Source organism: Roseobacter sinensis (assembly GCF_025755255.1).
In the GTDB taxonomy this organism is placed as follows: Bacteria; Pseudomonadota; Alphaproteobacteria; order Rhodobacterales; family Rhodobacteraceae; genus Roseobacter; species Roseobacter sinensis.
Genome location: NZ_JALIEB010000021.1, coordinates 1 through 21,503, shown reverse-complemented (window position 1 = coordinate 21,503; position 21,503 = coordinate 1). Strand labels below are relative to the sequence as shown.

Here is a 21,503-nt window from a genome sequence, read left to right as displayed (position 1 = left end):
GTAATCAATTATTAACCCTTTTTCGGCTTGGGTTCGCCGCCTTTCGCTGCGGCGCAGAAAGTACGGCGGGCGCGCCTGTCGACCCGACACGTCCAGCGCTGCGCAATCCCACGTTGAAGGAATCGCGCAGCGCTATCGCAAAGGTCTAAAGGGACTTGCGGAAAACGATCTTGTCGTCCCCCGCTGCCCAGAAGTCTCTGATCCGCGCCTCTTCTTCATAGCCCACGCGCGCGTAGAACCTGCAGGCCCCAGCAAAGCTTGGGCCGCTCGATGTGTCGACGAGCAGCAGGCGATGCCCCGCGGCGCGCAGCTGCTGCTCGGCGGCCGCTACCAGTGCGGCGCCGTAGCCGCGCCCGTGCCAGTCGGGATGCAGTGCGAGGGCGCGCATGTTCCAGGTCCCCTCTGTCATCTCCTCGGGCAGGCAATAACAGAGCCCCGCCGGCGTACCCCCGCGCATGGCCGTCAGCCAGAGCGCAGGGCTCTGTCCGTCGAGGCTGGGTGCCAGAAGTTCGGGCAGCAGTTCTGCCGGGAAGAGCGCGGTCGCCTGGAGCACGCCTTGCAGGCCGGGGATGTCTCCGGCCTCGGTTGTGCGGATGTCGATATGGGTCATCTGTTCTGTCCTTATCGGTTGTCGAGTTGTGCGCGCACAGCCGTGATACCGGCCCGCGTCGCGCGATAGGGTTGTCCGTGTCGCGACTTGACAAAGCCGCGCTTCTTCAGACGATCGAAGAGCGCCAGCGTGCAGTCGGCCAGGACATGGCCATCGCGGGTGACGCAGAAGACCTCATGAACCTTGCCGCTTGGCAGGCGTTCGAAGTGAATGGCCCCGCCTTGGGCAAGGGCATGCAGCACACGCTGCTCGTGTTTTGAGATGTTCAATGGACTGTCTCGTGAGTTTATGTCAGCAGAACGGGCGCCCGGCTTCGCGCGCGGACGTCCTTTGGCTCAACTCGGTCCAGCGGGCTGGACCCTAGCGCCGGGTCTCTGTGATAGACATAAAATCTCCGTCGCCCCGAACGACAGGACGTAGCCTTTACCTAGTGTGCCTGCTCCGTCTAGGCAAGATGCCTTGCGGCACGTCGCCCCTAGGACGATGCCGCGCGCAGGGCGGTCGCCTTCCGCTCCAGCCATTTTCGCGAAGGCGCGTCGGTACAGAGCGCAATGGCCTTTGCATAGGCCTGCGCGGCCTCTGCCGACCGCCCGAGCCGCGCGAGGCACTGGGCGCGCACGGCATGGGCGGGCTGGTATCGGCTGAACCCGTCGAAGGCGATCTGGTCGAGCAAGGCGAGACCCGCCGCGGGGCCCGCATCCTCGGCGACCACGGCGGCCCGGCTGACCGCGGCCCCGATTGTCGGCGCGGTTTTCATGAGGCCTGCGTAAAGCTGTGACAGCGCGCGCCAGTCGGTCTGGCCGGTGACCGACCGCGCTGCATGGACCGATTGGATCGCCGCTTCGAGTTGAAAGCGGCCCATCGTTCCGTGGCGGGCGGCGCGTCGCAACAGCCGGGCGGAGTGGTCGATCAGCCGCTGATCCCAAAGCGCGGTGTCCTGATCGGGGACGGGCACCAACACGCCATCTGCGAGGCGCGCGGCGCGGCGCGCCTCGATAAAGCCAAGAAGGGCGTTGAGCCCCAGCGCTTCGGCATCGTCCGGAGCCAGATCAGCCAGCACCGTGCTCAGAAAGATCGCCTCATACGAAAGATCGCCCACGCCCTCCATCCAGTCGGCCGCATAGGCGCCATAGATCGCCTCCAGCACCGCGCCCATGCGGGCGGGAAAATGCTCGGCCTCAGGCAGCACAAAGGGGATGCCGGCCACCTTGATCTTGCGCTTGGCCCGGACCAGCCGTTGCGCCATCGCAGCGGGGGAGGTCAGGAAGGCGCGGGCGATCTGCTGAGCCTCAAGCCCCAGCACGGTTTGCAGCATCAACGGCGTGTGCACGCCGGCGTCGATGGCCGGGTGCGCGCAGACGAAGAGCAGCTTGAGCCGCTGGTCGATCTGCGGGTCGGTCTCCGTCGGCGCAGCCATTTCGGGGAGCTCCTCTGTGATCACGAGCCGCTTGTCCTTGCGCGCCGCGTCGATGCGCTTGTTCTTTGCAACCCTCAGCAACCAGGCCTCCGGGCGCTCCGGCACCCCACGCTTCGGCCAGGTCTGCAAGGCGGCGACGAAAGCCTCTGCCAGGGCGTCCTCCGCCGCCATGATGTCGCGTGTGCTGCTGGCGAGCATCGCCAGCAGCTTGCCATAGGCGGCACGCGCCACATCCTCGGCGCGTCGCGCGACGTCGGGCGGGTTCAATCGTCGCCCATGGCCGAGGCGCGGATCTCGACCCGGCCCGTCTTGGCCGCGGGGCACTTCTCGGCCCAGGCCAATGCGGCGTCGAGGTCCGGCACGTCGATGGCGAAAAATCCGCCCAGGGTCTCCTTGGTTTCGGCAAAGGGCCCGTCCTGCACCCGCATCTCGCCATGCTTGCGCGTGATGGTCGTGGCGGTCTCTGCCGGGTGCAGCCAGTCAGTGTCGATGAAGACGCCGGCCTCTTGCAAGGCGCCGATGTAGGCCCCGTAGACTTCCTTCTCGCGCGCCCAGTCCTCGGGTGTCATCTGCGCGGAATCCGCCCGGTCGGAGTAGAGCAAAAATGTGTAACGCATGGGTGTCTCCTGTTGGTTGATGACATTAAGCGGCGGCGCGGCGCAGGTTTTCAAGGCCCTGCTCCATGGTCGGGCCCATCATCCGCTCCATGAAAAGACCAAAGACGCGGAAGACCGGGTTGAAACCCATATCGCTTTCGACCCGCCAGGTGACATGCGTGCCTTTGTCCGCTTGAACCGCGTGGATCGCCTGGGTCGGCTGGTCCATTGCGCCCAGATCAATGGCATAGGTCACTGTGTCGTTGGTCACATCCGCCACGGTCTGCTGGCCCTTGCCTTCCTTGCCATCGAAGCGAAAGCCCGAGCCCACGCCCGTCTCTGGACCGTAAAGGTCGATTTTCAGCTCCGGGTCGCGGGTCTTGTAGGGGTTGAAGCGCTGATAGCCGCTATTCGAGCCGGCTAGGGCCAGCACGCTCTCGGGCGTGGCCTCAAGCAAAGCGGTGCGCTCCACGCGCACATGGCGGGGTAGGGCGAAGGTGACCAGGCTTGTGGCAATAAGGCCGCCAGCGATCCAAAGGGCTGTCGTTGTGAGTGTCATCTCTCTGTTTCCTCGTGTTTTCGGAAGGGCATATCTTGCCGCTTCACCCCCACGACGGATGGGGGGCCAGCCAATCGACATGTGCCACGAATTTTCGTTGAACGGCCTTAGCGGCGCGGCACTGTGATCCGCCCGAGGATGCACTCATGATCCGAGAGCGGTGTGTCGTCGGGCGCCAGGGCCGGTACGATCTGGCCGTCCGATCCGTCAAGCCCACGGTGGCAGAACCAGTCGAGCTTCATCTTGCGGGTCGGGTGCGGCGTGATGTGGCTGGGCCGGGTCGTCGTGCCCTCAGGCGTCAGCGACCAGTCATACCCCTGCTCTTCGGCCAGCGCAAAGAGGGTCTCCCGACGCCAGTCGAAATCGGGTGGCATGTGGTTTCCGGTGTTCAGATCGCCACCGATGAGGACGGGGATGCCGGGCGCGAAGGTGTCAATGTCGGCGAGCAGCCGTGAAAACTCCGCGTGGCGGTGCGCTGCCTGGGCGTTGCTCTCAAGATGGGTTGAGACAACGCAGATCGGCCCTGCCTCGGTCGGTAGCACTGCCGCTACGGCCATCCGTCCGCCGACGCGTGGCTGGTCTGTTTGACCGGCGGCACCGGTGAACCAATGGCCGTCCCGGTCGAGCCGGATCAGCGCGAGCTTCTCGAACGGCGCCGCAGACAGAATGCCGTTGCCGTGCCAACCCTGCGCGTTGAAGTCATCCTTGCAGAAATTCCGCTCGGTCGGCCCGCCAAGGCCCATCTCGTAGAACTCGACGCCATAGGTGTAGTGCATCCCCAACGCCTCGGCCATTGCGGCCACGGTGTTGCGCTGGCCGGTGCGCGCCATGCCGCTGTCCGCTTCGCTGACCAGGGCCACCTGAGCACCCAGCGCTTGCAGCAGCGCGGCGCTCTTCTCAGGGTAAAGGCAGCGCTCAAGGTTCCAAGCGGCGATAGTGACATCGCCTGACAGGGGCGCGTCAGGGCCGGAGCCGCCCACTTCCAGCCCGGTCATGGCTGGTATCTGCCGCATCAGCGCTGCGTGGGCCTCAGGCGTGCGGTCACTGGCGAAGATCGCCGCGCGCTGGCTGTCCGTCACATCCGGCAGCCGGTCAAAGAGTTGGGTCACAGGCGCCGCCCGGCCTCGGCGTCAAAGAAGTGTACGGCTCCGGGTTTCAGGGCCACTTTGGCGGGGCCGGTCTGGGCCGCTTCGTCCTTGCCGACGCTGACGGAGAAGGGCTGTCCACTCAGTCGCCCGTGCAGCAGCCGATGCGCGCCGAGTTCCTCCACGATGTCCACGTCGAAGGGCAGGGCGCCATTTGCATCCAGCGCCACATCCTCGGGGCGGATGCCGATCTGGATCTTGCCGGTCTGGCTGGGGGCACCCGCACCGTTGAGCGACACGCCACCATCGAGCGTGGCCTGCTGGCCATCGCTGGTGCCCGTGAAGATGTTCATTGGTGGGGCGCCCATGAAGCTGGCCACGAAGGTCGATGCGGGCCGGCTGTAGATCTCGCCTGGCGTGCCGATCTGTTCGATCCGGCCTGCGTTCAGTACGATGATCCGGTCCGCGAGAGTCATCGCCTCGACCTGATCGTGCGTCACATACATCGCCGTCACGCCGAGGCGTTGCTGCAACGCGCGGATCTCGATGCGCATCTGGTTGCGCAGCTTGGCGTCGAGGTTCGAGAGCGGCTCGTCAAAGAGGAAAAGCTCGGGCGAGCGCACGATGGCGCGGCCCATCGCAACCCGCTGGCGCTGCCCGCCTGAGAGTTGGCTGGGCCGCCGGTCGAGGTACTCACTGAGGTTCAGCATCTTCGCCGCTTCGGCCACCTTCTGGTTGATCTCGGCCTTGGGCAGCCCGCGGTTCTTCAGCCCATAGCCCATGTTCTTGGCCACGGTCATATGCGGATAGAGCGCGTAGTTCTGGAACACCATCGCGATGTTGCGATTGGCCGGTTCCACGTCGTTCATCACCGCATCACCGATATAGAGCGTGCCATCGGTGATCTCCTCCAGCCCTGCGACCATGCGCAGAAGCGTGGACTTGCCGCAGCCTGAGGGGCCTACCAGCACCACGAGCTCGCCATCGGGGATGTCAACGTGGCAGGGCTCTACCGCCTCGACACCATTGGGATAGACCTTGCGCACCCCGTCCAGTTTTACATTAGCCATCAAGCGTGCTCCTTACTTGTCGGACTCTGTGAGGCCCTTGACGAACCAGCTTTGGAAGAAGACCACCACCAGAACGGGCGGTGTCATGGCAATGATCGCAAGGGCCGCGGCCTCGCCGTATTCAGGCGTGCTGGAGCCATCGGCATAGGCTTGCATGATCTGCCGGATGCCGCGCACCAGCGTGAACAGGCTCTCATCCGTGGTGATCAGCGTAGGCCAGAGATACTGGTTCCAGCCGAAGACGAACATGATGATGAACATCGCGGCGATCATGGTCTGGCTGAGCGGCACCAGGATGTCGATGAAGAACTTCACCGGACCTGCGCCGTCGATCCGCGCCGCTTCGATCAGCTCTTCAGGCACGGACATGAAGAACTGCCGGAAGAAGAAGGTTGCCGTGGCCGAAGCAATCAGCGGCACAATGAGGCCGGTATAGGTGTTGCCGAGGTTCATCCAGGTGATCACCTCGTAGGAGGGCAGGATGCGCACCTCCAACGGCAAGAGCAGCGTGGTGAAGATCATCCAGAAGGCCAGCGTGGCGAATTTCAGCCGGAAGTAGACGATGGCATAGGCCGCCATCATGCCCACGATGATCTTGCCGATCGCAAAGCCGATGCCGAGGATCAGCGAGTTGGCCAGCATGGTCACGCCGTTCACGCTGTCGGTGAAACCGCCGTACTCGAAAAGCGCCGCGTTGTAGTTGTTCGCCATATCGTCAGAGAAGCCGAACTGCAGCCCCTCGCGGTGCAGCGTGATGTCGTCCCAACTGGAGGAGGCGAAGATCATGAAAACCGGCACCAGCATCAGAAGGGCGCCTGCGATCAGGATGGCATGGTCGCCGATCTGGTCCCATTTGATGCGTTTGGCGGGGCGGGTTGCGGATTGAGCCTCGATGCGGCTTTCGGTGAGATCTGCCATCTGCCTGCCTCCTTACGTATAGTGAATGCGGCGTTCCAGGAAGCGGAACTGCACGACTGTGAGGATCAGAACCAGAACCATCAGCACGACGGATTGCGCGGACGAGCCGCCCAGATCGCCACCCCGGAAGCCATCGACAAAGACGCGGTAGACCAGCGTCATCGGGTTGTTGCCCGGCTCGCCCTTCACGATGGTGTCGACGATGCCGAAGGTGTCGAAGAGCGCGTAGGTGATGTTGATGATCAGCAAAAAGAAGCCCGTGGGCGCGAGCAGGGGGAAAGTGATGTCCCAGAACCGGCTGGTGCCCGAGGCATTGTCGATCAGCGCCGCCTCGCGCACGGATTTCGGGATGGCCTGCAGGCCCGACAGGAAGAAGATGAAGTTGACGGGGATCTGCTTCCAGATCGAGACCGTGATCATGGCTGCGGCAGTATCCCAGTAGTTGACGCCGAGGCGGTAGTCATAGCCGAAGTTCGCGAGCACCTGCGTGATGTTCCCGCGGGACTGGTCGAAGAGCATCACGCCCATCAGGCCCGCGACGGGTGGCGCGATGGCATAGACCCACATCAAGAGCGTGCGGTAGGTCTTGGCCCCCCGGATCACCTTGTCGGCCTTTACGGCCAGCAAGAGAGCGATGGCCAGCGAAAAGAAGGTGACCAACGTCGTGAAGATCACCGTGAACCAGAAGCTGGAGAGATATGTGCGCGACGTCGTCAGGCGGCTGTAGTTTTCGAGCCCGACGTAGGTCGACCCGAAGCCGAAGGGATCCTGCAGATAGAAGGAGGATTGGATCGCGTAGCCCGCGGGCCAGTAGAAGAAGATCGCGATGATCACCAGTTGTGGGATCAGCAACAGGATCGGAAAGCCGATCTGCCCAAAAGCGGCGCGTTTCACGGGTTGGCCCCCCTTCCCCGGTCAGTATTGGAACGATGGCCAGGCACGGGCCTGGCCATCGTCTTTCTCGAAGGCTCAGCCCTGCGTCTGCGCAAAGCGCGACAGCAGGTCGTTGGCTTCGGTTTCGATGATCTCGAAGGCCTCGTCGACCGAAGCTTCGCCGGTCAGGATGCGACCGTATTCACGGTTCATCACGTCGCGGATCTGCACGTAGAAGCCCATACGATAGCCACGGGTGTAGTCACCGCCCGGCAGGCTGAGCTGCTGGATCCCAACCTCGGCGGCCGGGAACTCCTTATAGTGGCCTTGCTCGGCGGCCAGCTCATAGGCGGCTGTGGTGATCGGCACATAGCCGGTTTCCTTGTGCCACATCACCTGCGTGTCGGCCGAGGCGAGGAAGTCGAAGAAGGCTGCGGTTGCGGCATTCTCGGCCTCATCGTGACCGGACATGGCAAACAGGGCCGCGCCGCCGATGAAGGTCTGCGTCGGCTCGGTGGTCACGCCTTCCCAATAGGGCAGCATTGTGGCCGAGAAGTTGAACTCGACGCGATCCTGGATGCCGCCGAAGGAACCGGACGAGCCCAGCCACATCGCGACTTCACCGGACTCGAAGGGGTCCTGATTGTCGGACCAGCCGGTGCCGTACCATTCGAAGAGACCCGCCTCTTTCCACTCGGTCAGCGCCTGGAAATGCGCCTTGATCGCCGGGTGGTTGACCATGATCTGAGTGTCAAGCCCGGTATAACCATTGTCGTTCGACGCAAACTGGAGGTTGTGGCGCGAGAAGAAGTTCTCGGTGAAGATCCACGGCAGGTGCGACTGGCTGAGCGGAATGTATCCGGCCTCTTTCAGCGCAGGGCCGGTGACTTCGGCGAACTCTTCCCAGGTTTTCGGAGCCGTCACACCGGCCGCGTCCAGCGCGTCCTGGTTGTAATAGAGAATCGGCGTGGAGGAGTTGAACGGCATCCCGATCATCTTTCCATCCGCATCCGCATAGAAATAGCGCACGCCGGCAATGTAATCGTTGATGTCGAAGTCGAGCTTGTTCTCCTCCAGCAGGTCTTCGACCGGAATGACAGCACCGGCGGCACCGATCACGGTTGCGGCACCGGCGTCGAAGACCTGGATGATGTTGGGCTGCTCGCCGGCGCGGAAGGCGGCGATCCCCGAGGTCAGCGTCTCCTCGTAGGAGCCCTTGAACACGGGCGTGATCTTGTACTCGTCCTGGCTGGCGTTGAAATCCTTCGCCACCTGATTGACGGTCTCCCCCAGCTGGCCGCCCATGGCGTGCCAGAACGTGATTTCTGTTTCGGCAAAGCTCCCCGTGGCCGTCAGGCCAAAAGCTGCTGTTGCAGCGATTTTTATGATTTTCATGTCTTTCTCCCAAAGCCCATGTCAGTTGCGCAAGACGCGCGTTGATGTGTCCTGCGACCCGCCAATGCGGCGCAGCATCTCACGTGCAGCATCCGGCGGAGTATCCTGACGATATCCGCCCGGCGCCTTTGCATCAACGGGGTTGATTCCAAATGTGCACACGTGTTCAGCTATCGGGACTTGGTGACAACCGTGTGACGGTTCTGCTGCCTTGCAGCGACCGTGCATCCGACGACCGGGCATGGCCGATGACGGAGGAGAAGGATCATCTGCGACCGACCGCACGGCGCCCGCGCAGGGTCACCGCGGCGGATGTGGCGCGCGCTGCAGGGGTCTCGCGCACCGCAGTGTCCCGCGCGTTCAACCCTGACAGCTATCTCGATCCGCTCAAGCGCGAACGGGTGCTGAACGTTGCTCTCGACATCGGGTACCGGCCCAATGCGCTTGCGGCCAGCCTGCAGGGCACGCGCACCGGCCTCGTGGCGGTGGTCGCAGGCGATCTCGCCAGCCCCTATGACAGTGAGTTCCTCGCCGCTCTGGTTTCAGCTCTGAACGCGGCGGACAAGTGGCCTCTGGTGCTGGGCGGGCCCCACGCGGTCACCGATCAAGCGATCCTTTCGGTCCTGCGCTACCCGCTCGATGCGCTGATCATCCGGGGTGGCAGTATCAGCCCCGACATCGTCACGACGTGCGAGAAGCTCAACATCCCGATCATCTTTGCCGGTCGCATCGGGAGCAACCCGCGGTCCGACAGTGTTGCCTGTGACAATCGCGCCGGGTCCGCGAAGGCCGTTGATCTGCTCTTGCGCGGGGGACGCCGCCGTTTCGGGTATCTTGGCGGGCCGGCCGATTGGTCCTCTGAGCGGGAGCGCCTCGCCGGTGTCGTCTCGCGCTTGGAGGGCGCCGGGCATCGCCTGCTGACCCACGGCCATGCAGATTATTCGGTCGAAGGCGGCCGTCGCGCGGCGAGGGTCCTTCTGACATCCCATGCACTCGATGCGCTGATCTGTGCAAATGATGCCATGGCGCTTGGCGCGCTCTCCTGCGCACGCCACGATCTCGGCCTGGCTGTGCCGGATGATCTCGCCGTCGTCGGCTTTGACGACATATCCATGGCGCGCTGGCCCGAGTATCGCTTGACCACTTTGCGCAACCCGATCGACTGCACGGTTAGGGAGGTTCTGCGGCTGCTGGAAATGCGTCTGTCGCATCCGCAGCGGCCCGGCGAGCGTGTGATCATTGCACCGACGCTGATCGCCCGCGCCACGCATTGAGCTCCGCATAAGTCTTCGAAGATTTGAACCAATTCCGAGCCGTTTTCCGAGCCGAAATCTTGCCGTCGTTAACGGGTTGTCGGCGCCGATCCCGTACCACTAGCCGTGGCTAAGCCTCGATCGGGGGGCGTCGTAAACATCGGTGGTGGTAACATGAAATCTCTCTTTATCAAGCTCAGTGCAATTCTCCTGTTTCTCGCGGGCTGCGGTGAATACGTGCCGCGCGACCAGTCCCCGCGCATTCTGGCCATGGGCGATTCGATGATGGCTTGGCACGCTGGGACCGATCAGGGCATCGCTGATGGTGTCGAGCAGATGCTTCAGGAGCCTGTGATCGACCGCTCTGTTGTTGGCGCACGCATCATCTACCACCTGCCGATCACCGGCGCGATGGGGCTGAACATCTCGAAGCAGTACGTCCCGGGCAACTGGGAATGGGTGATCATCAATGGTGGCGGCAACGACCTGTGGCTTGGTTGCGGTTGCAGCCGCTGCGACAATCGCATGAACCGCATGATCAGTGCCGATGGTCAGCAGGGTGAAATCGCCCGTATGGTCCGCGACATCCGCCGCGGCGGCGCGCAGGTGATCTACGTTGGCTACCTGCGCAGCCCCGGCGTCGGCTCGATCATCGAGCACTGCCGGGACGAGGGCAACGAGCTTGAGTCCCGGATCAATCTCATGGCCAAGGCCGACCCCGGCGTGCACTTCGTCTCCCTTCAGGATTTGGTGCCCTATGGTGATCGGTCCTTCCACGGCGGAGACCGCATCCACCCGTCGAAGAAAGCCACCGACGCCATCGCGCGCCGGATCGTGCGCATCATCAACGGCTAAGGCCTTCCGGCCTTAAGACGGATCGCGCTTCGCTGCCCCTTGATGGCAAAGTGCGAAGAGCGGTCCCGACCGCATTACGGCAGGATTGAGCATTACGGCAGGATTGAAATGCGCTCTTCGTTGGACCGGGGCAGGCGCGTCTGACCGAGCTGGGCGAGGGTCAGCCCGACTTCCTCCATCGTGAGGTCCCAGAAGCGGGCGAGGCCCGCTTCGCCGCCCGCTGCAATCGCGAACTGCAACGCGCGGCCAAAGAAGACGAAATCGGCGCCCATGGCATAGGCCTTGACTACGTCTTCGCCGGAGCGCAGGCCCGTGTCGTAGAACAGCGGATATGCCGGGCCCACGGCGTCGCGGATGGCCCGCAGCGCAAGGATCGGCGGCGGCGCGGAGTCAAGCTGTCGGCCTCCGTGGGTTGAAACCTGGATCGCATCCACACCTTCGGCCTTCAGGCGCTCGGCATCGCCGACGTGGGCCACCCCTTTCGCGACCAGGGTTCCATCCCACTGATCGCGCAACCGTTTCAGGAAGTCCCAATCCGCCGCCGCCCGGCTTTCCGCCCGATCGAAGGTGAAACCCTCCGTCTTGAAGTTGGCAAGCTCCGGCGCGCCGGCGACCAGGGTCGAGATCGACCAGATCGGGTGCAGGGCGAAGTCGATGAACTGCATCGGTCCGATGCGGAAGGGCATCTTGAAGCCGCGCCGCAGCTCGCGTGGGCGCCGTCCCACTTCGGGCACGTCCAGCGTCATCACCAGCGTCTTGTAGCCGGCGGCCTTGGCCCGCTCCACCAGCTTCGCGGTGCCGCTGCCGTCGCCGCTGAAATACAGTTGGAACCAGGCGTGCCCCTCCGCCGCCTCGATGATCTCCTCCATCGGTGTTGAGGCGACGGTCGAGACGCCATGCGGTACCTGACACTTCGCCGCGATCCGCGCCAGCATCAGATCGGCGCCGGGCCCGGACAGATTGCACATCCCCATCGGGCTGATGCCGAAAGGCGCGTGGCCCGCGTGATCAAAAACCGGAACGCTCAGATCACGCTCTGCCACATTGACGAGGACCCGAGGCTGCAATTCGACTTCGCGCAGGGCGGCGAGGTTGCGCGCTTCGGCCACGCCTTCCCCCGCCGCCCCGTCGATATAGTCGAACACCATCCAAGGGAGCCGACGTCGCGCCTCCCGTCGCGCGTCGGCATAGGAGTGGATGGCCTTCGCCCCTCCCAAGGGTCTCAGGCCTGCACCGCTTTCATGAAGCGGTCGCGGATCACCACCGGATCCATTGTGATCACCGGCATCTTTGCGTTGCCGCTGTCACATTTGACAACCATGATCGTCATCTCACCGCTGTCGAGTGCGTCCTGCAGCACAGCCCCGGTGTCCACGTCCTTGCATTCGACCACCCGCTCACAGCCGCAGGCTTCGGCCACTTTGGCGAGCGAGGTCTTCTTGCCGGTGTAGGTTGGCTGATCCCCGGTCGAGCCATACGAGCCGTTGTCGATGATCATCAGGATGTAGTTGTTCGCCACATTGTTCGCGATGGTCGGTAACGTGCCCATGTTGGTCAGGATCGAGCCGTCACCGTCGATCACCACCACCGGTTTCGGCTGCGCCAACGCCAGCCCGAGGCCGATGGAGCTCGCCAACCCCATGGTCCCCAGCATGTAGAAGTTGCTGGGCTGATCGTCGATGGCATGCAGCTCCTGACTGGGAATGCCGATGTTGCAGACCACAAGCTGGTCGCGCAGGATGGGCGCGATCTCTTTCAGAATCTCGGAACGGATCATTGGTCGCCATAGCCTCCCCAGAAGGACGCATCCGTCAGGATCGCCACAGGTTTGTTGCACATGAAGGTGTAGCTCAGGATTTCCGGCAGCTCCTCGGCGTCGGCTTCCTTGTGGAAGTGGAAGGTCGGGATCAGCAGCTGGTTCAGCAGCGCCTTGGTGTGCACCGCCATCTCGACCTGGCAGGCGACCGGCTCGCGCAGTTCACCACGGTAGGAGATCAGCATCGGCAGCGGCATCCGGTAGAACTGCGTCAGCGTTGCCAGCGTGTTGATGGTCACGCCGATGGCGGTGTTCTGCATGATGATCATCGGCTTCTTGCCACCCATGAAGGCGCCGGCGCAGAGGCCCATCCCCTCGTCCTCCTTGTTGGAGGGGATGTGGTAGATCTCGGGCCGCGCCTCGACCTCGTCGATGACGCCGGCCAGCTGTTTGCACGGCACCGTCGTGACGAACGCGATGCCCGCGGCAACGACGTCATCCACGATCTTGCTACTGATGGACACCTAAATACTCCTTGTGATGAAGCGCCTTCGCATCAGCGCTGTGTGAGCAGTTTCTAACGTATGACATAGACGGAGCAGGGCGCGTGGCGGACCACACGGGAGGAGGTCGAGCCGAGGAAGTAGTCGCTGAGCCCGGGTTTGTGCGACCCCACGATGATGCAGTCCGCCCCGATTTTCTTCGCATATTCGGTCAGCGCCTGTCCGGGCGAGCCGTGCAGCATCACCGGCTCTACGTCCGGAGTGTCCGCGACGCGGGCCGCCAGCTTCTCCCTGGCGGCATCGACCGCTTGCCGCATGATATCCTCCGAGACATAGGCATTGACCGAGCTGTTTGGGCTCTCATGCACGTGAACCGCCTGGATCTCTCCGTCGTCCCCTTTCAGATGCCGCGCCATGGCCAGCGCTTCCTGGCTGATCCCGTGGTCCAGAGCGAGCGAGACGATGATTTTCTTATGCATGGCGATGTCCTTTGCGCATGAGTTGAGTGGGCCTCAAGTCTCGGTCCCGCCGTGGTCCGGGGTCAATATGATTTTCGGGGCCGCCACGCAGCCGGCGCGGATGTCCTGAAACGCTGCGTGTCCTTCCGCCAGCGGACGCTCCTCGATCCAGTCGAGCCGCCCCAGCCGCCCATCGAAGATTGCAGCGGTTGTCTGCGCAAAGTCCTCGGACGTGTAGGTGTAGGTCCCGATGAACGTGATCTCCTGCAAGGTCATGCGCCGGATGTCGAGCCCGCCGGTTGCTTCGCCGAGACCGATGTGTACGATCACCCCGCCGGGGCGCGCGATCATGCTTGCGGTCTCGCGCGTGCCCGCATCGCCCACGCCGTCGATTACGATGTCGGCCGAGCCCTGGCCCGGCATGGCCGGCTCGCCCGGGGCGCAGACCTCGAAGCCCGCCACATCTGCGAGCCGTGCGCGCCGTGTCTCGTTGGGCTCGACCAGCATGATATCCTGCGCGCCCTGCGCAGCCAGCGACAGGGCGGCACCCACGCCGATGGCACCACCCCCGATCACGACGGCCCGGGCGCCGGAGAGATCACCGCCCAGCACCGACCGGCCCAGCCGCACCCCGTGCCAGCCACAGGCGATGGGCTCGGCCAGCGCCGCATGTTTGAGTGGCACAGCCTCCGGCACTGTGATCAGGTTGCGCGACGGCATCGCCACGTAATCGGCGAATGCGCCTTCGCGTGGCGGCATCGAAATGATCTGTCGGCGCTGGCACAGGTTTTCGCGCCCACTGCTGCAATAGTTGCACGCCTGGCAGGCCACCAGCGGGTTGATCGTGACCCGCCGGCCGTCCTGCGGGCCGCCGACAACGACGCCCGCGGCCTCGTGCCCCAGCGTGAGGGGGGCCGGCCGGCGCGGATCATGGCCAAGATAGGCATGCATGTCCGAGCCGCAGATGCCCGAGGCCATGATGCGCACCAGCGCCTCATCCTCCCCGGCCTCGGGCCTTGGGCGGTCCGTATAGGTCAGCTCCTCGACCCCGGTGTAGACAAGCGCCTTCATTTTGCGGTGAACCCCCCGTCCACGAACAGCACTTGCCCGGTGACATAATCGGACGCGGGCGAGCAGAAGAACATCAACGGCCCGTCCAGATCGGCAGGCTCGCCGTTGCGCCCGATGCAGGTCTGATCGGCGTTGCGTTGTGCACGTGCCGCATCGGCAAAGACCGGGCCGGTCAGCTCGGTGCGGAAGAACCCGGGCGCCAGAGCGTTTGCGGTGATACCGTTGCCCGACCAGGCCTCGGCCATGGCGCGGGTCATCTGTTCCACCGCGCCTTTCGACGCGCCGTAGGTGATGCCATTGGCAAAAGCTCTGCGCGATTGCAGCGAGGCGAAGTTGATGATCCGGCCCCAGCCCTTGTCCTTCATGGCCGGGACCAGCTTTTGCGCCAGAAAGAACGGGGCCGCCAGGTTCAGGTTGAGCGTTATGTCCCAGCCGTCGTCGGTGACCTCATCCGCATGCTGACGGGTGTTGATGCCCGCCGCGTTGACGAGAATGTCGATTGGCCCGAAGGGAGCGGTGACCGCGGTCGCGATGCCGCGCAAGGCGGTGCGGTCTGACAAATCCGCCGCAACGGTTGCCGTCTCACCCGCGGTCTCCTGCTGCCAGGCCGAGAGCTGGTCGGCCCGCCGCGCGAGGCCCACGACACGCGCGCCCGCCTCGGCCAGCAGCCGGGCTGCCTGCCGTCCAAGGCCACTGCTGGCCCCGGTCACACAGGCTGTCTTATCGGAGACGTCGAAGAGCGGCGGCATCCTGGATCAGTCCATCGCCGAGAGGTCGAAGTTTTCTTCCGGAAAGTACTTTCGCAGCCGAGCGTCTGCCGTGCGCGCGTGTCCTTCCATACCTTCCAGCCGCGAGATGCGCGCCGTGGCCTCGGCCACCGGCTTGGAGCCTTCGCGCGTTGCGCGCTGCCACGTCACGATCTTCATGTACTTGTGCACGGACAGGCCGCCGGTGTACTTCGCCGATTGCGACGTGGGCAGCACGTGGTTGGTGCCCGACGCCTTGTCGCCGAAGGCCACGGTCGTCTCCTCGCCCAGGAAGAGCGAGCCGTAGCACTGCAGCCGCTCCAGCCACCAGTCCAGGTCCTCGGCCTGTACGGTCAGGTGCTCGGGCGCGTAATCATCCGAGGTTGCTGCCATCTCCTCTCGGTCGGCGCAGAGGATCACTTCGGCATAGTCCCGCCAGGCGGCGCGCGCGTTGTCGCGGTTCAGCTCCGGCAGGTCCTCGATCAGCCCCGGCACGATCTCCATCACCTTCTCGGCCAGCGGACGGTCGTCTGTCACCAGCCAGACGGGCGAGTTGTAACCATGCTCGGCCTGGCCCACGAGGTCGGTCGCCACGATGAACGGGTCCGCGCCCTTGTCGGCGAGGATCAGGCTGTCGGTCGGGCCCGCGATCATGTCGATGCCCACGCGGCCGAAGAGGATCCGCTTGGCCTCCGCCACGAATTGGTTGCCTGGTCCGACGAGGATGTCCGCTTTCGGCAGACCGAAGAGTCCGAAGGTCATCGCCGCCACGCCCTGCACCCCGCCCATCGACAGGATCTTGTCCGCCCCACAGAGGTTCGCCGCATAGATGATCGCCGGGGCGATGCCTTCGCCCGCACGGGGCGGCGAGCAGGCCACGATGTGCTGGCAGCCCGCGACTTTCGCGGTGGTCACTGTCATGATCGCACTGGCGATGTGGCTGTAGCGGCCACCAGGCACATAGCAGCCCGCCGCGCGGCAGGGGATCGCCTTTTGCCCGGCGATCAGCCCGGGGACAACCTCCAGTTCCACGTCGGTCATGGTGGATTTCTGGGTTTCGGCAAAGCGGCGCACATTGTCATGCGCGAACGCAATGTCGTCCTTCAGCTTCTGCGACACCAGCACGGACGCGGCGGCGATCTCCTCCTCCCCAAGGATGACGTTGCCCTGATAGTTGTCGAACTTCTGGGCATACTTCATCGCCGCCGCGTCCCCCCCGGCCTCGATGTCGTTGAGGATGTTTTGCACGGTTTCGCGCACATCGCTCGCATCCGTCATCGCGGTCTTGTCAGCTTTCTTGAGATACTCTCGCGCCATGGCTGGGGTCCTATCTGGTGGTCCGGATCAGTTGTCAGACCGAAGGGCCGCACTTGCCACCTCATCGCGTGGACGCGCTGTGCTGATCACCCCCGGAACGGAGCCCGCTGCTGACCGCGTTGGGCTCTTGTTGCGACAAGTGTGTAAGCGCTTACATCGAGTCGCGCAAGCGCAAAGTTTTGTGTTCTCTTTCAGATATTTGCCGGAGAATGGCGAAAAAATCCGGGCCAAGCCCGCCAAAGGCGGTTATAGATCGCGACATGAGCAGGTCGTCCGCCCCCACCCTTGAAGATGTCGCGCGCCTTGCTGGCGTATCGACGGCCAGTATCTCGCGCGCGCTCAACGACCCAGACAAGGTGGCGAAGCCGACACGCGACAAGATCGAAGCGGCGATCGAGGCGCTGGGTTACACGCCGAATTTCGGCGGACGGGCGCTGGCCAGCAACCGGACGAATACGGTGGGCGCGATCATTCCCAGCATGGCCAACGCGATGTTCGCCAGCGGCGTGCAGGCCTTCCAGGAGGTGTTGTCAGAGGCCGGTGTGAATCTGCTCGTGGCCAGCACCGGCTATGACCCCGACCAGGAGCTGCGGCAAATCAAGGCGCTGATCGCCCATGGAGCAGACGGGCTGATGCTGATCGGCGACGCCCGGCCCGAGGCCACTCGTGACTTCCTTGCCAAGCGCCGCATCCCTTATGTGATCTCGTGGTGCCTGCGCTCTGACGATACGCGCCTCTACGTGGGGTTCGACAATCGTGGCGCGGCTTATGATGCGATGCAGCGTGTGCTGGCGCTTGGTCATCGCCGCGTCGCGATGATCTGCGGGGTGCGCGACGGCAACGACCGGGCGCGCGACCGTTTCGACGGCGTTGCCGCCGCTATCGCGGACTTTGGGCAGGGCGCCGAGCTGCTTCAGGTCGAAGAGGCGACATATCGGATTGAATTCGGCGGCGATGCCTTTGCCCGGATCATGGCCGCGCCTGAGCGCCCCACTGTTGTGATGTGCGGCAACGATGTTCTGGCCGCCGGTGCGCTGAAACGCGCGCGCGAGATGGGCATCGATGTACCCGGCCAGGTGTCGATTGTCGGCTTCGATGACATCGGCCTGGCCTCGGTGGTGACGCCGCAACTGGCCACGGTGAGGGTGCCGCAGATCGAGATGGGTCGCGCTGCCGCCCGGTTGCTGCTCGCCAAGCTGAATGGGCAGGCGTGCAGTGGCCCGGTCGAGTTGCCGACCGAGTTCATGTCCCGCGCATCACTCGCGCCACCCGCGCCCTGACGGTCTGGGCGGCCTCTTCCTTGACCGGGCCGTAGCCGCGAATGTCCATCGGGGCCGTGAGCAACTCGCGCACGGCGGTTTCGGCACCAGCCTCCCAAAGCGAGGGCACCTCGGCGAGCACCTCCTCGAACCAGACGATCAGGGCGCGCTCCAGCCGTCGGTCCGGGTGGTAGCCGAACGGATCTGCCCAGGTGCCACGCAGACCCTTGAGATGTTTGAGCAGGCCGAAGACACGCCCCATCCAGGGTCCGAAACTGCGCTTGATCGGCCGACCCCGCGCGTCCCGGCGCCGCGACAGCGCCGGCGGTGCCAAGTGATAGCGCGGCGTAACGGGCCCCTCGAACGCGTCGTCCAGCCTTGCCAGGAACGCGGGGTCGCGGTGAAGCCGCGCGACCTCATATTCATCCTTGTAGGCCATCAGCTTGAAGAGGGATTTCGCCGCCGCGATCCGAAGCTCTTCGGGCAAGGCAGACAAGGGCTCGAGTGTTGCCTCGAACCGTGCGGCGTAGGAGGCGTCCTGATACTGCGTCAGGAAGTGCCGGCGGCGTGCCGTCACCTGCGCCAACGTCTCCGCCGGTGCGGGCGGGTCGAGGGCCAGCTTATCGGGCGCATCGGCCATCACGCGCCCGCAGGCAAAGGCGCGCGCGTTCTCTTCGGGTTTCACACCGTTGAGCGTCATCGCCTGCAGCAGCGCCTCCAGCCCCACAGGCACCAGGCCGCGCTGCCAGGCGAACCCCAGCAGGATCACATTGGCATAGACCGCATCCCCCATCAGCCGCTCGGCGAGTGCGCCCGCGTCGAAGGCCTGCACATGCGCGGCCCCGACGGCGTCGCGGATCGCCGCCTCACGCGCATCGATCCGGAGCGACGCATCCCGGTTCAGCACCAGATCGCCCGTGGGCATCTCGGCGCGGTTCAGAACGACACGGGTGCCGGGACTGTAGTGCACAGAAGCCTTCGGAGACGAACACACCACCGCATCGCACCCGATCACCGCATCCGCGGCACCTGCGTCGATACGCGGCTGGTGCAGCATCTTGGGGTCATTCGCCAGACGCACATAACCCAGCACGGTGCCGAACTTCTGCGCAAAGCCGGTAAAGTCCAGCACGCTGGCGCCCTTGCCTTCAAGATGGGCCGCCATGGAGATGAGCGCACCGACGGTGATGACGCCGGTGCCGCCGACGCCGGTCACCAGCAGGTTATAGGGCTGATCGAGCGGCGGCTGATCGGGCAGGGGCAAGGTCGCGCTCAAGGCGTCCAGATCCGGTCCGCCGGGCCGCGCGTTGCGTCGCCGCGCGCCCTCCAACGTCACAAAGCTCGGGCAGAATCCGTTGAGGCAGCTGAGATCGCTGTTGCAACTCGACTGGTTGATCCGGCGCTTGCGCCCGAACTCCGTCTCGATCGGCTCCACGCTCAGGCAGTTGCTTTCCACCGAACAGTCGCCGCAGCCTTCGCAGACCAACTCGTTGATCACCACGACCCGCTCGGCGGCGGGCAAGGCACCGCGCTTGCGTTTGCGGCGTTTTTCGGTGGCGCACATCTGCTCGTAAATCAGCACCGAGACGCCCGGGATCTCGCGCAGCTCCCGTTGCAGCCCATCCATCTCCGACCGGTCATGAAAGGTGGTTCCGGCCGGGAAATCATTCATTTGAAACTTTTGAATATCGTCCGACACCAGGACGATCCTGTCCACGCCTTCCGCACGGCAGCTCTGCGCAATGCCCGAGACCGAAACCGGCCCGTCCACGGGCTGGCCTCCTGTCATCGCAACCGCGTCGTTGTAGAGGATCTTGTAGGTGATGTTCGCACCCGCTGCGACCGCCTGCCGGATCGCCAAGGACCCCGAGTGATACCACGTGCCTTCGCCGAGGTTCTGGAAGATATGTTTGCCGCCGTTGAACATCGACTGGGTGATCCACGGCACCCCCTCGCCACCCATCTGCGCATAGCCCACCGTCTCGCGATCCATCCAGGAGGCCATCACGTGGCAGCCGATGCCGCTCGCGGCCTGCGAGCCCTCCGGGACCTTCGTCGAGGTGTTGTGTGGGCAACCCGAGCAGAAGTATGGCGTCCGTGACGCACCTTCGACGCGCAGCACAGGCGGAGCCTTCTGTGTCAGCGCATGCGCCAGTTCCACAAAACCTTCATCCGGGAAAAACCGGGCCAGGCGTCCGGAGATCAATGGCAACAGCAGCCGGGGAGACAGCTCGCCCGTCCAGGGCACCAGCGGGCGCATCTCCTCGTCGTATTTGCCCACCATGCGCTCCGGCTTGCGGCCGGGCCAGTCATAGAAGTGCTCCTTGAACTGGCTCTCGATGATCCCGCGCTTTTCCTCGATCACCATGACCTCGCGCTTGCCCGTCACGAAATCGAGTGCGGCGTGATGTGCGAGGGGCCAGACCATGCCCACCTTGTAGATGTCGATTCCCAAGGTCCGGCAGCGCGCCTCATCGACGCCCAGCAATCGCAGCGCCTCCATCAGATCCAGATGCCCTTTGCCGGTGGTCACAAAACCAAAGCGGGCGTCGGCGATGCCATAGAGCGCACGATCGATCGGGTTCGCCTCGGCAAAGGCCTGCACAGCGTCGAGTTTGGCGCGGATGCGGGTTTCGATCCCCGGCGAGGGCAGATCGGCGAGCCGCACATGCAGCCCGCCGGGCGGCGCCGTGAAGTCGGGCTGCCGGAACACCCGGTCCGGGGCGAGTTCCACCGATTGTCCGCTCTCCACCGTTTCCGAGATCGCCTTGAAACCGACCCAGGTGCCCGAGAAGCGCGAGAGTGCAAAGCCGTATTCGCCGAACGCCTGGTATTCCGCTACGCTGGCGGGGTTCAGCGTCGGCATGAACCACGCCATGAAGGCCACGTCCGACTGGTGCGGCATGGACGATGAAACACAGCCGTGATCGTCCCCGGCCACCACCAGCACACCACCCTTGGGTGAAGATCCGTAGGCATTGCCATGCTTCAGCGCATCCCCAGATCGGTCGACACCAGGCCCCTTGCCGTACCACATTGAAAACACGCCCTCGACCTCGCAGCCCGGATCAAGGCTCGCCTGTTGCGCGCCCAAAATCGCTGTCGCCGCCAGATCCTCGTTCACCGCCGGAAGAAACCGGATGCCTTCGGTGCGCAGCAGATCGCCGTTGCGCCACATCTCCTGATCGACCCCGCCCAGCGGAGAGCCGCGATAGCCCGAGACCAGCCCCGCCGTGCGCCTCCCCGCCATCCGGTCGCGCCGGGCCTGATCCAGCATGATGCGCACCAGCGCCTGCGTCCCGGTGAGAAAGACCCGGCCCTCGGTCGTGGTGTACCGGTCCTGCAGCGCATAACTCTTGTCGATCCGCGGATGCTGGCTCATGACATGTCTCCGGCTGGCTTCGTCGGCATTGTAGCCGTCGACGCTGAAAACCGCTGCCGAACTGTGGCCGAGAGCAGCATTTATAAGCAGAATTTTTCGCAAGTATGCCGTTGAGTGAGAAATCCAATCACGGTCAGATCAGGCGCTCTCGCAAACCTTCCCTTGACAACGGCGGCTCACACTTTTCTCTGGTCGCGACAATTCACGGTAAGGAGAAGGCCCATGCTACGGACTCGCGCTGCTGTTGCGGTTGAGGCGGGTAAGCCGCTTGAGGTGATGGATGTGAACCTTGAGGGGCCGCGCGCGGGCGAGGTTCTGGTGGAGATCAAGGCCACCGGGCTCTGTCATACGGATGAGTTCACGCGCTCGGGCGACGACCC

The 21,503-nt window shown here is 64.2% G+C and carries 21 protein-coding genes and 1 pseudogene; 4 read left to right on the top strand and 18 right to left on the bottom strand.

Annotation, left to right across the window (positions count from 1 at the left end; translation table 11 throughout):
• Nucleotides 1–145 precede the first annotated feature (145 nt).
• The 10 genes from MUB52_RS20670 to MUB52_RS20625 all read right to left on the bottom strand — a co-directional run bounded on the left by MUB52_RS20670 (nucleotide 146) and on the right by MUB52_RS20625 (nucleotide 8,523).
• A complete protein-coding gene (locus tag MUB52_RS20670; protein ID WP_263846049.1) occupies nucleotides 146–610 on the bottom strand; it encodes a GNAT family N-acetyltransferase in 465 nt (154 codons plus the stop codon).
• Between the two features lie 11 nt (nucleotides 611–621).
• The gene (locus MUB52_RS20665; protein WP_263846048.1) at nucleotides 622–879 is read right to left on the bottom strand and encodes a YjhX family toxin; all 258 of its coding nucleotides are present in this window, start codon (nucleotides 877–879) and stop codon (nucleotides 622–624) included.
• 206 nt (nucleotides 880–1,085) lie between these two features.
• Nucleotides 1,086–2,294 carry an RNA polymerase sigma factor gene (locus tag MUB52_RS20660; RefSeq protein ID WP_263846047.1) on the bottom strand — a complete coding sequence of 403 codons (1,209 nt, stop codon included), beginning with the start codon at nucleotides 2,292–2,294 and terminating at the stop codon, nucleotides 1,086–1,088.
• Nucleotides 2,291–2,644, bottom strand: coding sequence for a YciI family protein (locus MUB52_RS20655; RefSeq protein ID WP_263846046.1), 354 nt, complete (start codon nucleotides 2,642–2,644; stop codon nucleotides 2,291–2,293). The genes MUB52_RS20660 and MUB52_RS20655 overlap by 4 nt, the downstream gene beginning before the upstream one ends.
• Before the next feature lie 25 nt (nucleotides 2,645–2,669).
• A complete protein-coding gene (locus tag MUB52_RS20650) occupies nucleotides 2,670–3,182 on the bottom strand; it encodes an SRPBCC family protein (RefSeq protein WP_263846045.1) in 513 nt (170 codons plus the stop codon).
• A 107-nt stretch (nucleotides 3,183–3,289) separates the two neighbouring features.
• Nucleotides 3,290–4,291: an endonuclease/exonuclease/phosphatase family protein gene (locus MUB52_RS20645; RefSeq protein ID WP_263846044.1), complete on the bottom strand. Its 1,002-nt coding sequence runs from the start codon at nucleotides 4,289–4,291 to the stop codon at nucleotides 3,290–3,292.
• On the bottom strand, nucleotides 4,288–5,337 hold the full coding sequence (ugpC, locus tag MUB52_RS20640) for a sn-glycerol-3-phosphate ABC transporter ATP-binding protein UgpC (RefSeq protein ID WP_263846043.1): 1,050 nt from the start codon (nucleotides 5,335–5,337) through the stop codon (nucleotides 4,288–4,290). The genes MUB52_RS20645 and ugpC overlap by 4 nt, the downstream gene beginning before the upstream one ends.
• Nucleotides 5,338–5,349: 12 nt before the next feature.
• Nucleotides 5,350–6,255, bottom strand: a complete 906-nt coding sequence (locus MUB52_RS20635) for an ABC transporter permease subunit (RefSeq protein ID WP_263846042.1) — start codon at nucleotides 6,253–6,255, stop codon at nucleotides 5,350–5,352.
• Nucleotides 6,256–6,267: 12 nt separating this feature from the next.
• Entirely contained in the window at nucleotides 6,268–7,149 is an 882-nt protein-coding gene (locus MUB52_RS20630) for an ABC transporter permease subunit (protein WP_263846041.1), read from the bottom strand.
• 75 nt (nucleotides 7,150–7,224) lie between these two features.
• Nucleotides 7,225–8,523, bottom strand: coding sequence for an extracellular solute-binding protein (locus MUB52_RS20625; protein ID WP_263846040.1), 1,299 nt, complete (start codon nucleotides 8,521–8,523; stop codon nucleotides 7,225–7,227).
• Nucleotides 8,524–8,771: 248 nt separating this feature from the next.
• On the opposite strand from MUB52_RS20625, the gene MUB52_RS20620 reads away from it, so the two are divergent.
• Nucleotides 8,772–9,797, top strand: coding sequence for a LacI family DNA-binding transcriptional regulator (locus tag MUB52_RS20620; RefSeq protein WP_263846039.1), 1,026 nt, complete (start codon nucleotides 8,772–8,774; stop codon nucleotides 9,795–9,797).
• Nucleotides 9,798–9,950: 153 nt separating this feature from the next.
• A complete protein-coding gene (locus MUB52_RS20615; RefSeq protein WP_263846038.1) occupies nucleotides 9,951–10,631 on the top strand; it encodes an SGNH/GDSL hydrolase family protein in 681 nt (226 codons plus the stop codon).
• Nucleotides 10,632–10,723: 92 nt separating this feature from the next.
• Here the strand turns inward: MUB52_RS20615 and MUB52_RS20610 are convergent, their stop codons facing one another.
• From MUB52_RS20610 to hisD, 7 genes are read right to left on the bottom strand one after another with little or no spacing between them, the layout of a single operon-like run.
• Nucleotides 10,724–11,848, bottom strand: coding sequence for an alpha-hydroxy acid oxidase (locus MUB52_RS20610; RefSeq protein ID WP_263846037.1), 1,125 nt, complete (start codon nucleotides 11,846–11,848; stop codon nucleotides 10,724–10,726).
• A gap of 5 nt (nucleotides 11,849–11,853) precedes the next feature.
• Nucleotides 11,854–12,408 carry a sulfopyruvate decarboxylase subunit beta gene (gene comE / locus MUB52_RS20605; protein WP_263846036.1) on the bottom strand — a complete coding sequence of 185 codons (555 nt, stop codon included), beginning with the start codon at nucleotides 12,406–12,408 and terminating at the stop codon, nucleotides 11,854–11,856.
• Nucleotides 12,405–12,911, bottom strand: coding sequence for a sulfopyruvate decarboxylase subunit alpha (locus tag MUB52_RS20600; RefSeq protein ID WP_263846035.1), 507 nt, complete (start codon nucleotides 12,909–12,911; stop codon nucleotides 12,405–12,407). The genes comE and MUB52_RS20600 overlap by 4 nt, the downstream gene beginning before the upstream one ends.
• 53 nt (nucleotides 12,912–12,964) lie before the next feature.
• Complete coding sequence (locus tag MUB52_RS20595) at nucleotides 12,965–13,369, bottom strand: universal stress protein (protein ID WP_263846034.1); 405 nt, start codon at nucleotides 13,367–13,369, stop codon at nucleotides 12,965–12,967.
• Nucleotides 13,370–13,402: 33 nt separating this feature from the next.
• Complete coding sequence (locus MUB52_RS20590) at nucleotides 13,403–14,419, bottom strand: alcohol dehydrogenase catalytic domain-containing protein (protein WP_263846033.1); 1,017 nt, start codon at nucleotides 14,417–14,419, stop codon at nucleotides 13,403–13,405.
• A complete protein-coding gene (locus tag MUB52_RS20585; RefSeq protein WP_263846032.1) occupies nucleotides 14,416–15,168 on the bottom strand; it encodes an SDR family NAD(P)-dependent oxidoreductase in 753 nt (250 codons plus the stop codon). The genes MUB52_RS20590 and MUB52_RS20585 overlap by 4 nt, the downstream gene beginning before the upstream one ends.
• A gap of 6 nt (nucleotides 15,169–15,174) precedes the next feature.
• Entirely contained in the window at nucleotides 15,175–16,482 is a 1,308-nt protein-coding gene (gene hisD, locus MUB52_RS20580) for a histidinol dehydrogenase (RefSeq protein ID WP_263846031.1), read from the bottom strand.
• 260 nt (nucleotides 16,483–16,742) lie between these two features.
• Here hisD and MUB52_RS20575 point away from each other — a divergent pair, with 260 nt between their 5' ends.
• Nucleotides 16,743–17,762: a LacI family DNA-binding transcriptional regulator gene (locus MUB52_RS20575; RefSeq protein WP_263846030.1), complete on the top strand. Its 1,020-nt coding sequence runs from the start codon at nucleotides 16,743–16,745 to the stop codon at nucleotides 17,760–17,762.
• On the opposite strand, the gene MUB52_RS20570 is transcribed toward MUB52_RS20575, so the two are convergent.
• Nucleotides 17,725–21,123, bottom strand: a complete 3,399-nt coding sequence (locus tag MUB52_RS20570) for an indolepyruvate ferredoxin oxidoreductase family protein (protein ID WP_263846029.1) — start codon at nucleotides 21,121–21,123, stop codon at nucleotides 17,725–17,727. The two genes, MUB52_RS20575 and MUB52_RS20570, sit on opposite strands and share 38 nt — an antisense overlap.
• Nucleotides 21,124–21,345: 222 nt before the next feature.
• Here MUB52_RS20570 and MUB52_RS20565 point away from each other — a divergent pair.
• Nucleotides 21,346–21,503, top strand: a pseudogene (locus tag MUB52_RS20565) (S-(hydroxymethyl)glutathione dehydrogenase); the annotation flags it as partial.

Excerpts from the sequence above, each read along its gene's own strand:
- MUB52_RS20650 (WP_263846045.1), bottom strand. The coding sequence starts at position 3,182 with ATGACACTCACAACGACAGCCCTTTGGATCGCTGGCGGCCTTATTGCC.
- MUB52_RS20635 (WP_263846042.1), bottom strand. The coding sequence starts at position 6,255 with ATGGCAGATCTCACCGAAAGCCGCATCGAGGCTCAATCCGCAACCCGC.
- MUB52_RS20625 (WP_263846040.1), bottom strand. The coding sequence starts at position 8,523 with ATGAAAATCATAAAAATCGCTGCAACAGCAGCTTTTGGCCTGACGGCC.
- MUB52_RS20620 (WP_263846039.1), top strand. The coding sequence starts at position 8,772 with ATGACGGAGGAGAAGGATCATCTGCGACCGACCGCACGGCGCCCGCGC.
- MUB52_RS20595 (WP_263846034.1), bottom strand. The coding sequence starts at position 13,369 with ATGCATAAGAAAATCATCGTCTCGCTCGCTCTGGACCACGGGATCAGC.
- MUB52_RS20590 (WP_263846033.1), bottom strand. The coding sequence starts at position 14,419 with ATGAAGGCGCTTGTCTACACCGGGGTCGAGGAGCTGACCTATACGGAC.
- MUB52_RS20575 (WP_263846030.1), top strand. The coding sequence starts at position 16,743 with ATGAGCAGGTCGTCCGCCCCCACCCTTGAAGATGTCGCGCGCCTTGCT.
- comE (WP_263846036.1), bottom strand. The coding sequence starts at position 12,408 with ATGATCCGTTCCGAGATTCTGAAAGAGATCGCGCCCATCCTGCGCGAC.
- hisD (WP_263846031.1), bottom strand. The coding sequence starts at position 16,482 with ATGGCGCGAGAGTATCTCAAGAAAGCTGACAAGACCGCGATGACGGAT.
- MUB52_RS20670 (WP_263846049.1), bottom strand. The coding sequence starts at position 610 with ATGACCCATATCGACATCCGCACAACCGAGGCCGGAGACATCCCCGGC.
- MUB52_RS20570 (WP_263846029.1), bottom strand. The coding sequence starts at position 21,123 with ATGAGCCAGCATCCGCGGATCGACAAGAGTTATGCGCTGCAGGACCGG.
- MUB52_RS20615 (WP_263846038.1), top strand. The coding sequence starts at position 9,951 with ATGAAATCTCTCTTTATCAAGCTCAGTGCAATTCTCCTGTTTCTCGCG.
- MUB52_RS20655 (WP_263846046.1), bottom strand. The coding sequence starts at position 2,644 with ATGCGTTACACATTTTTGCTCTACTCCGACCGGGCGGATTCCGCGCAG.
- MUB52_RS20585 (WP_263846032.1), bottom strand. The coding sequence starts at position 15,168 with ATGCCGCCGCTCTTCGACGTCTCCGATAAGACAGCCTGTGTGACCGGG.
- ugpC (WP_263846043.1), bottom strand. The coding sequence starts at position 5,337 with ATGGCTAATGTAAAACTGGACGGGGTGCGCAAGGTCTATCCCAATGGT.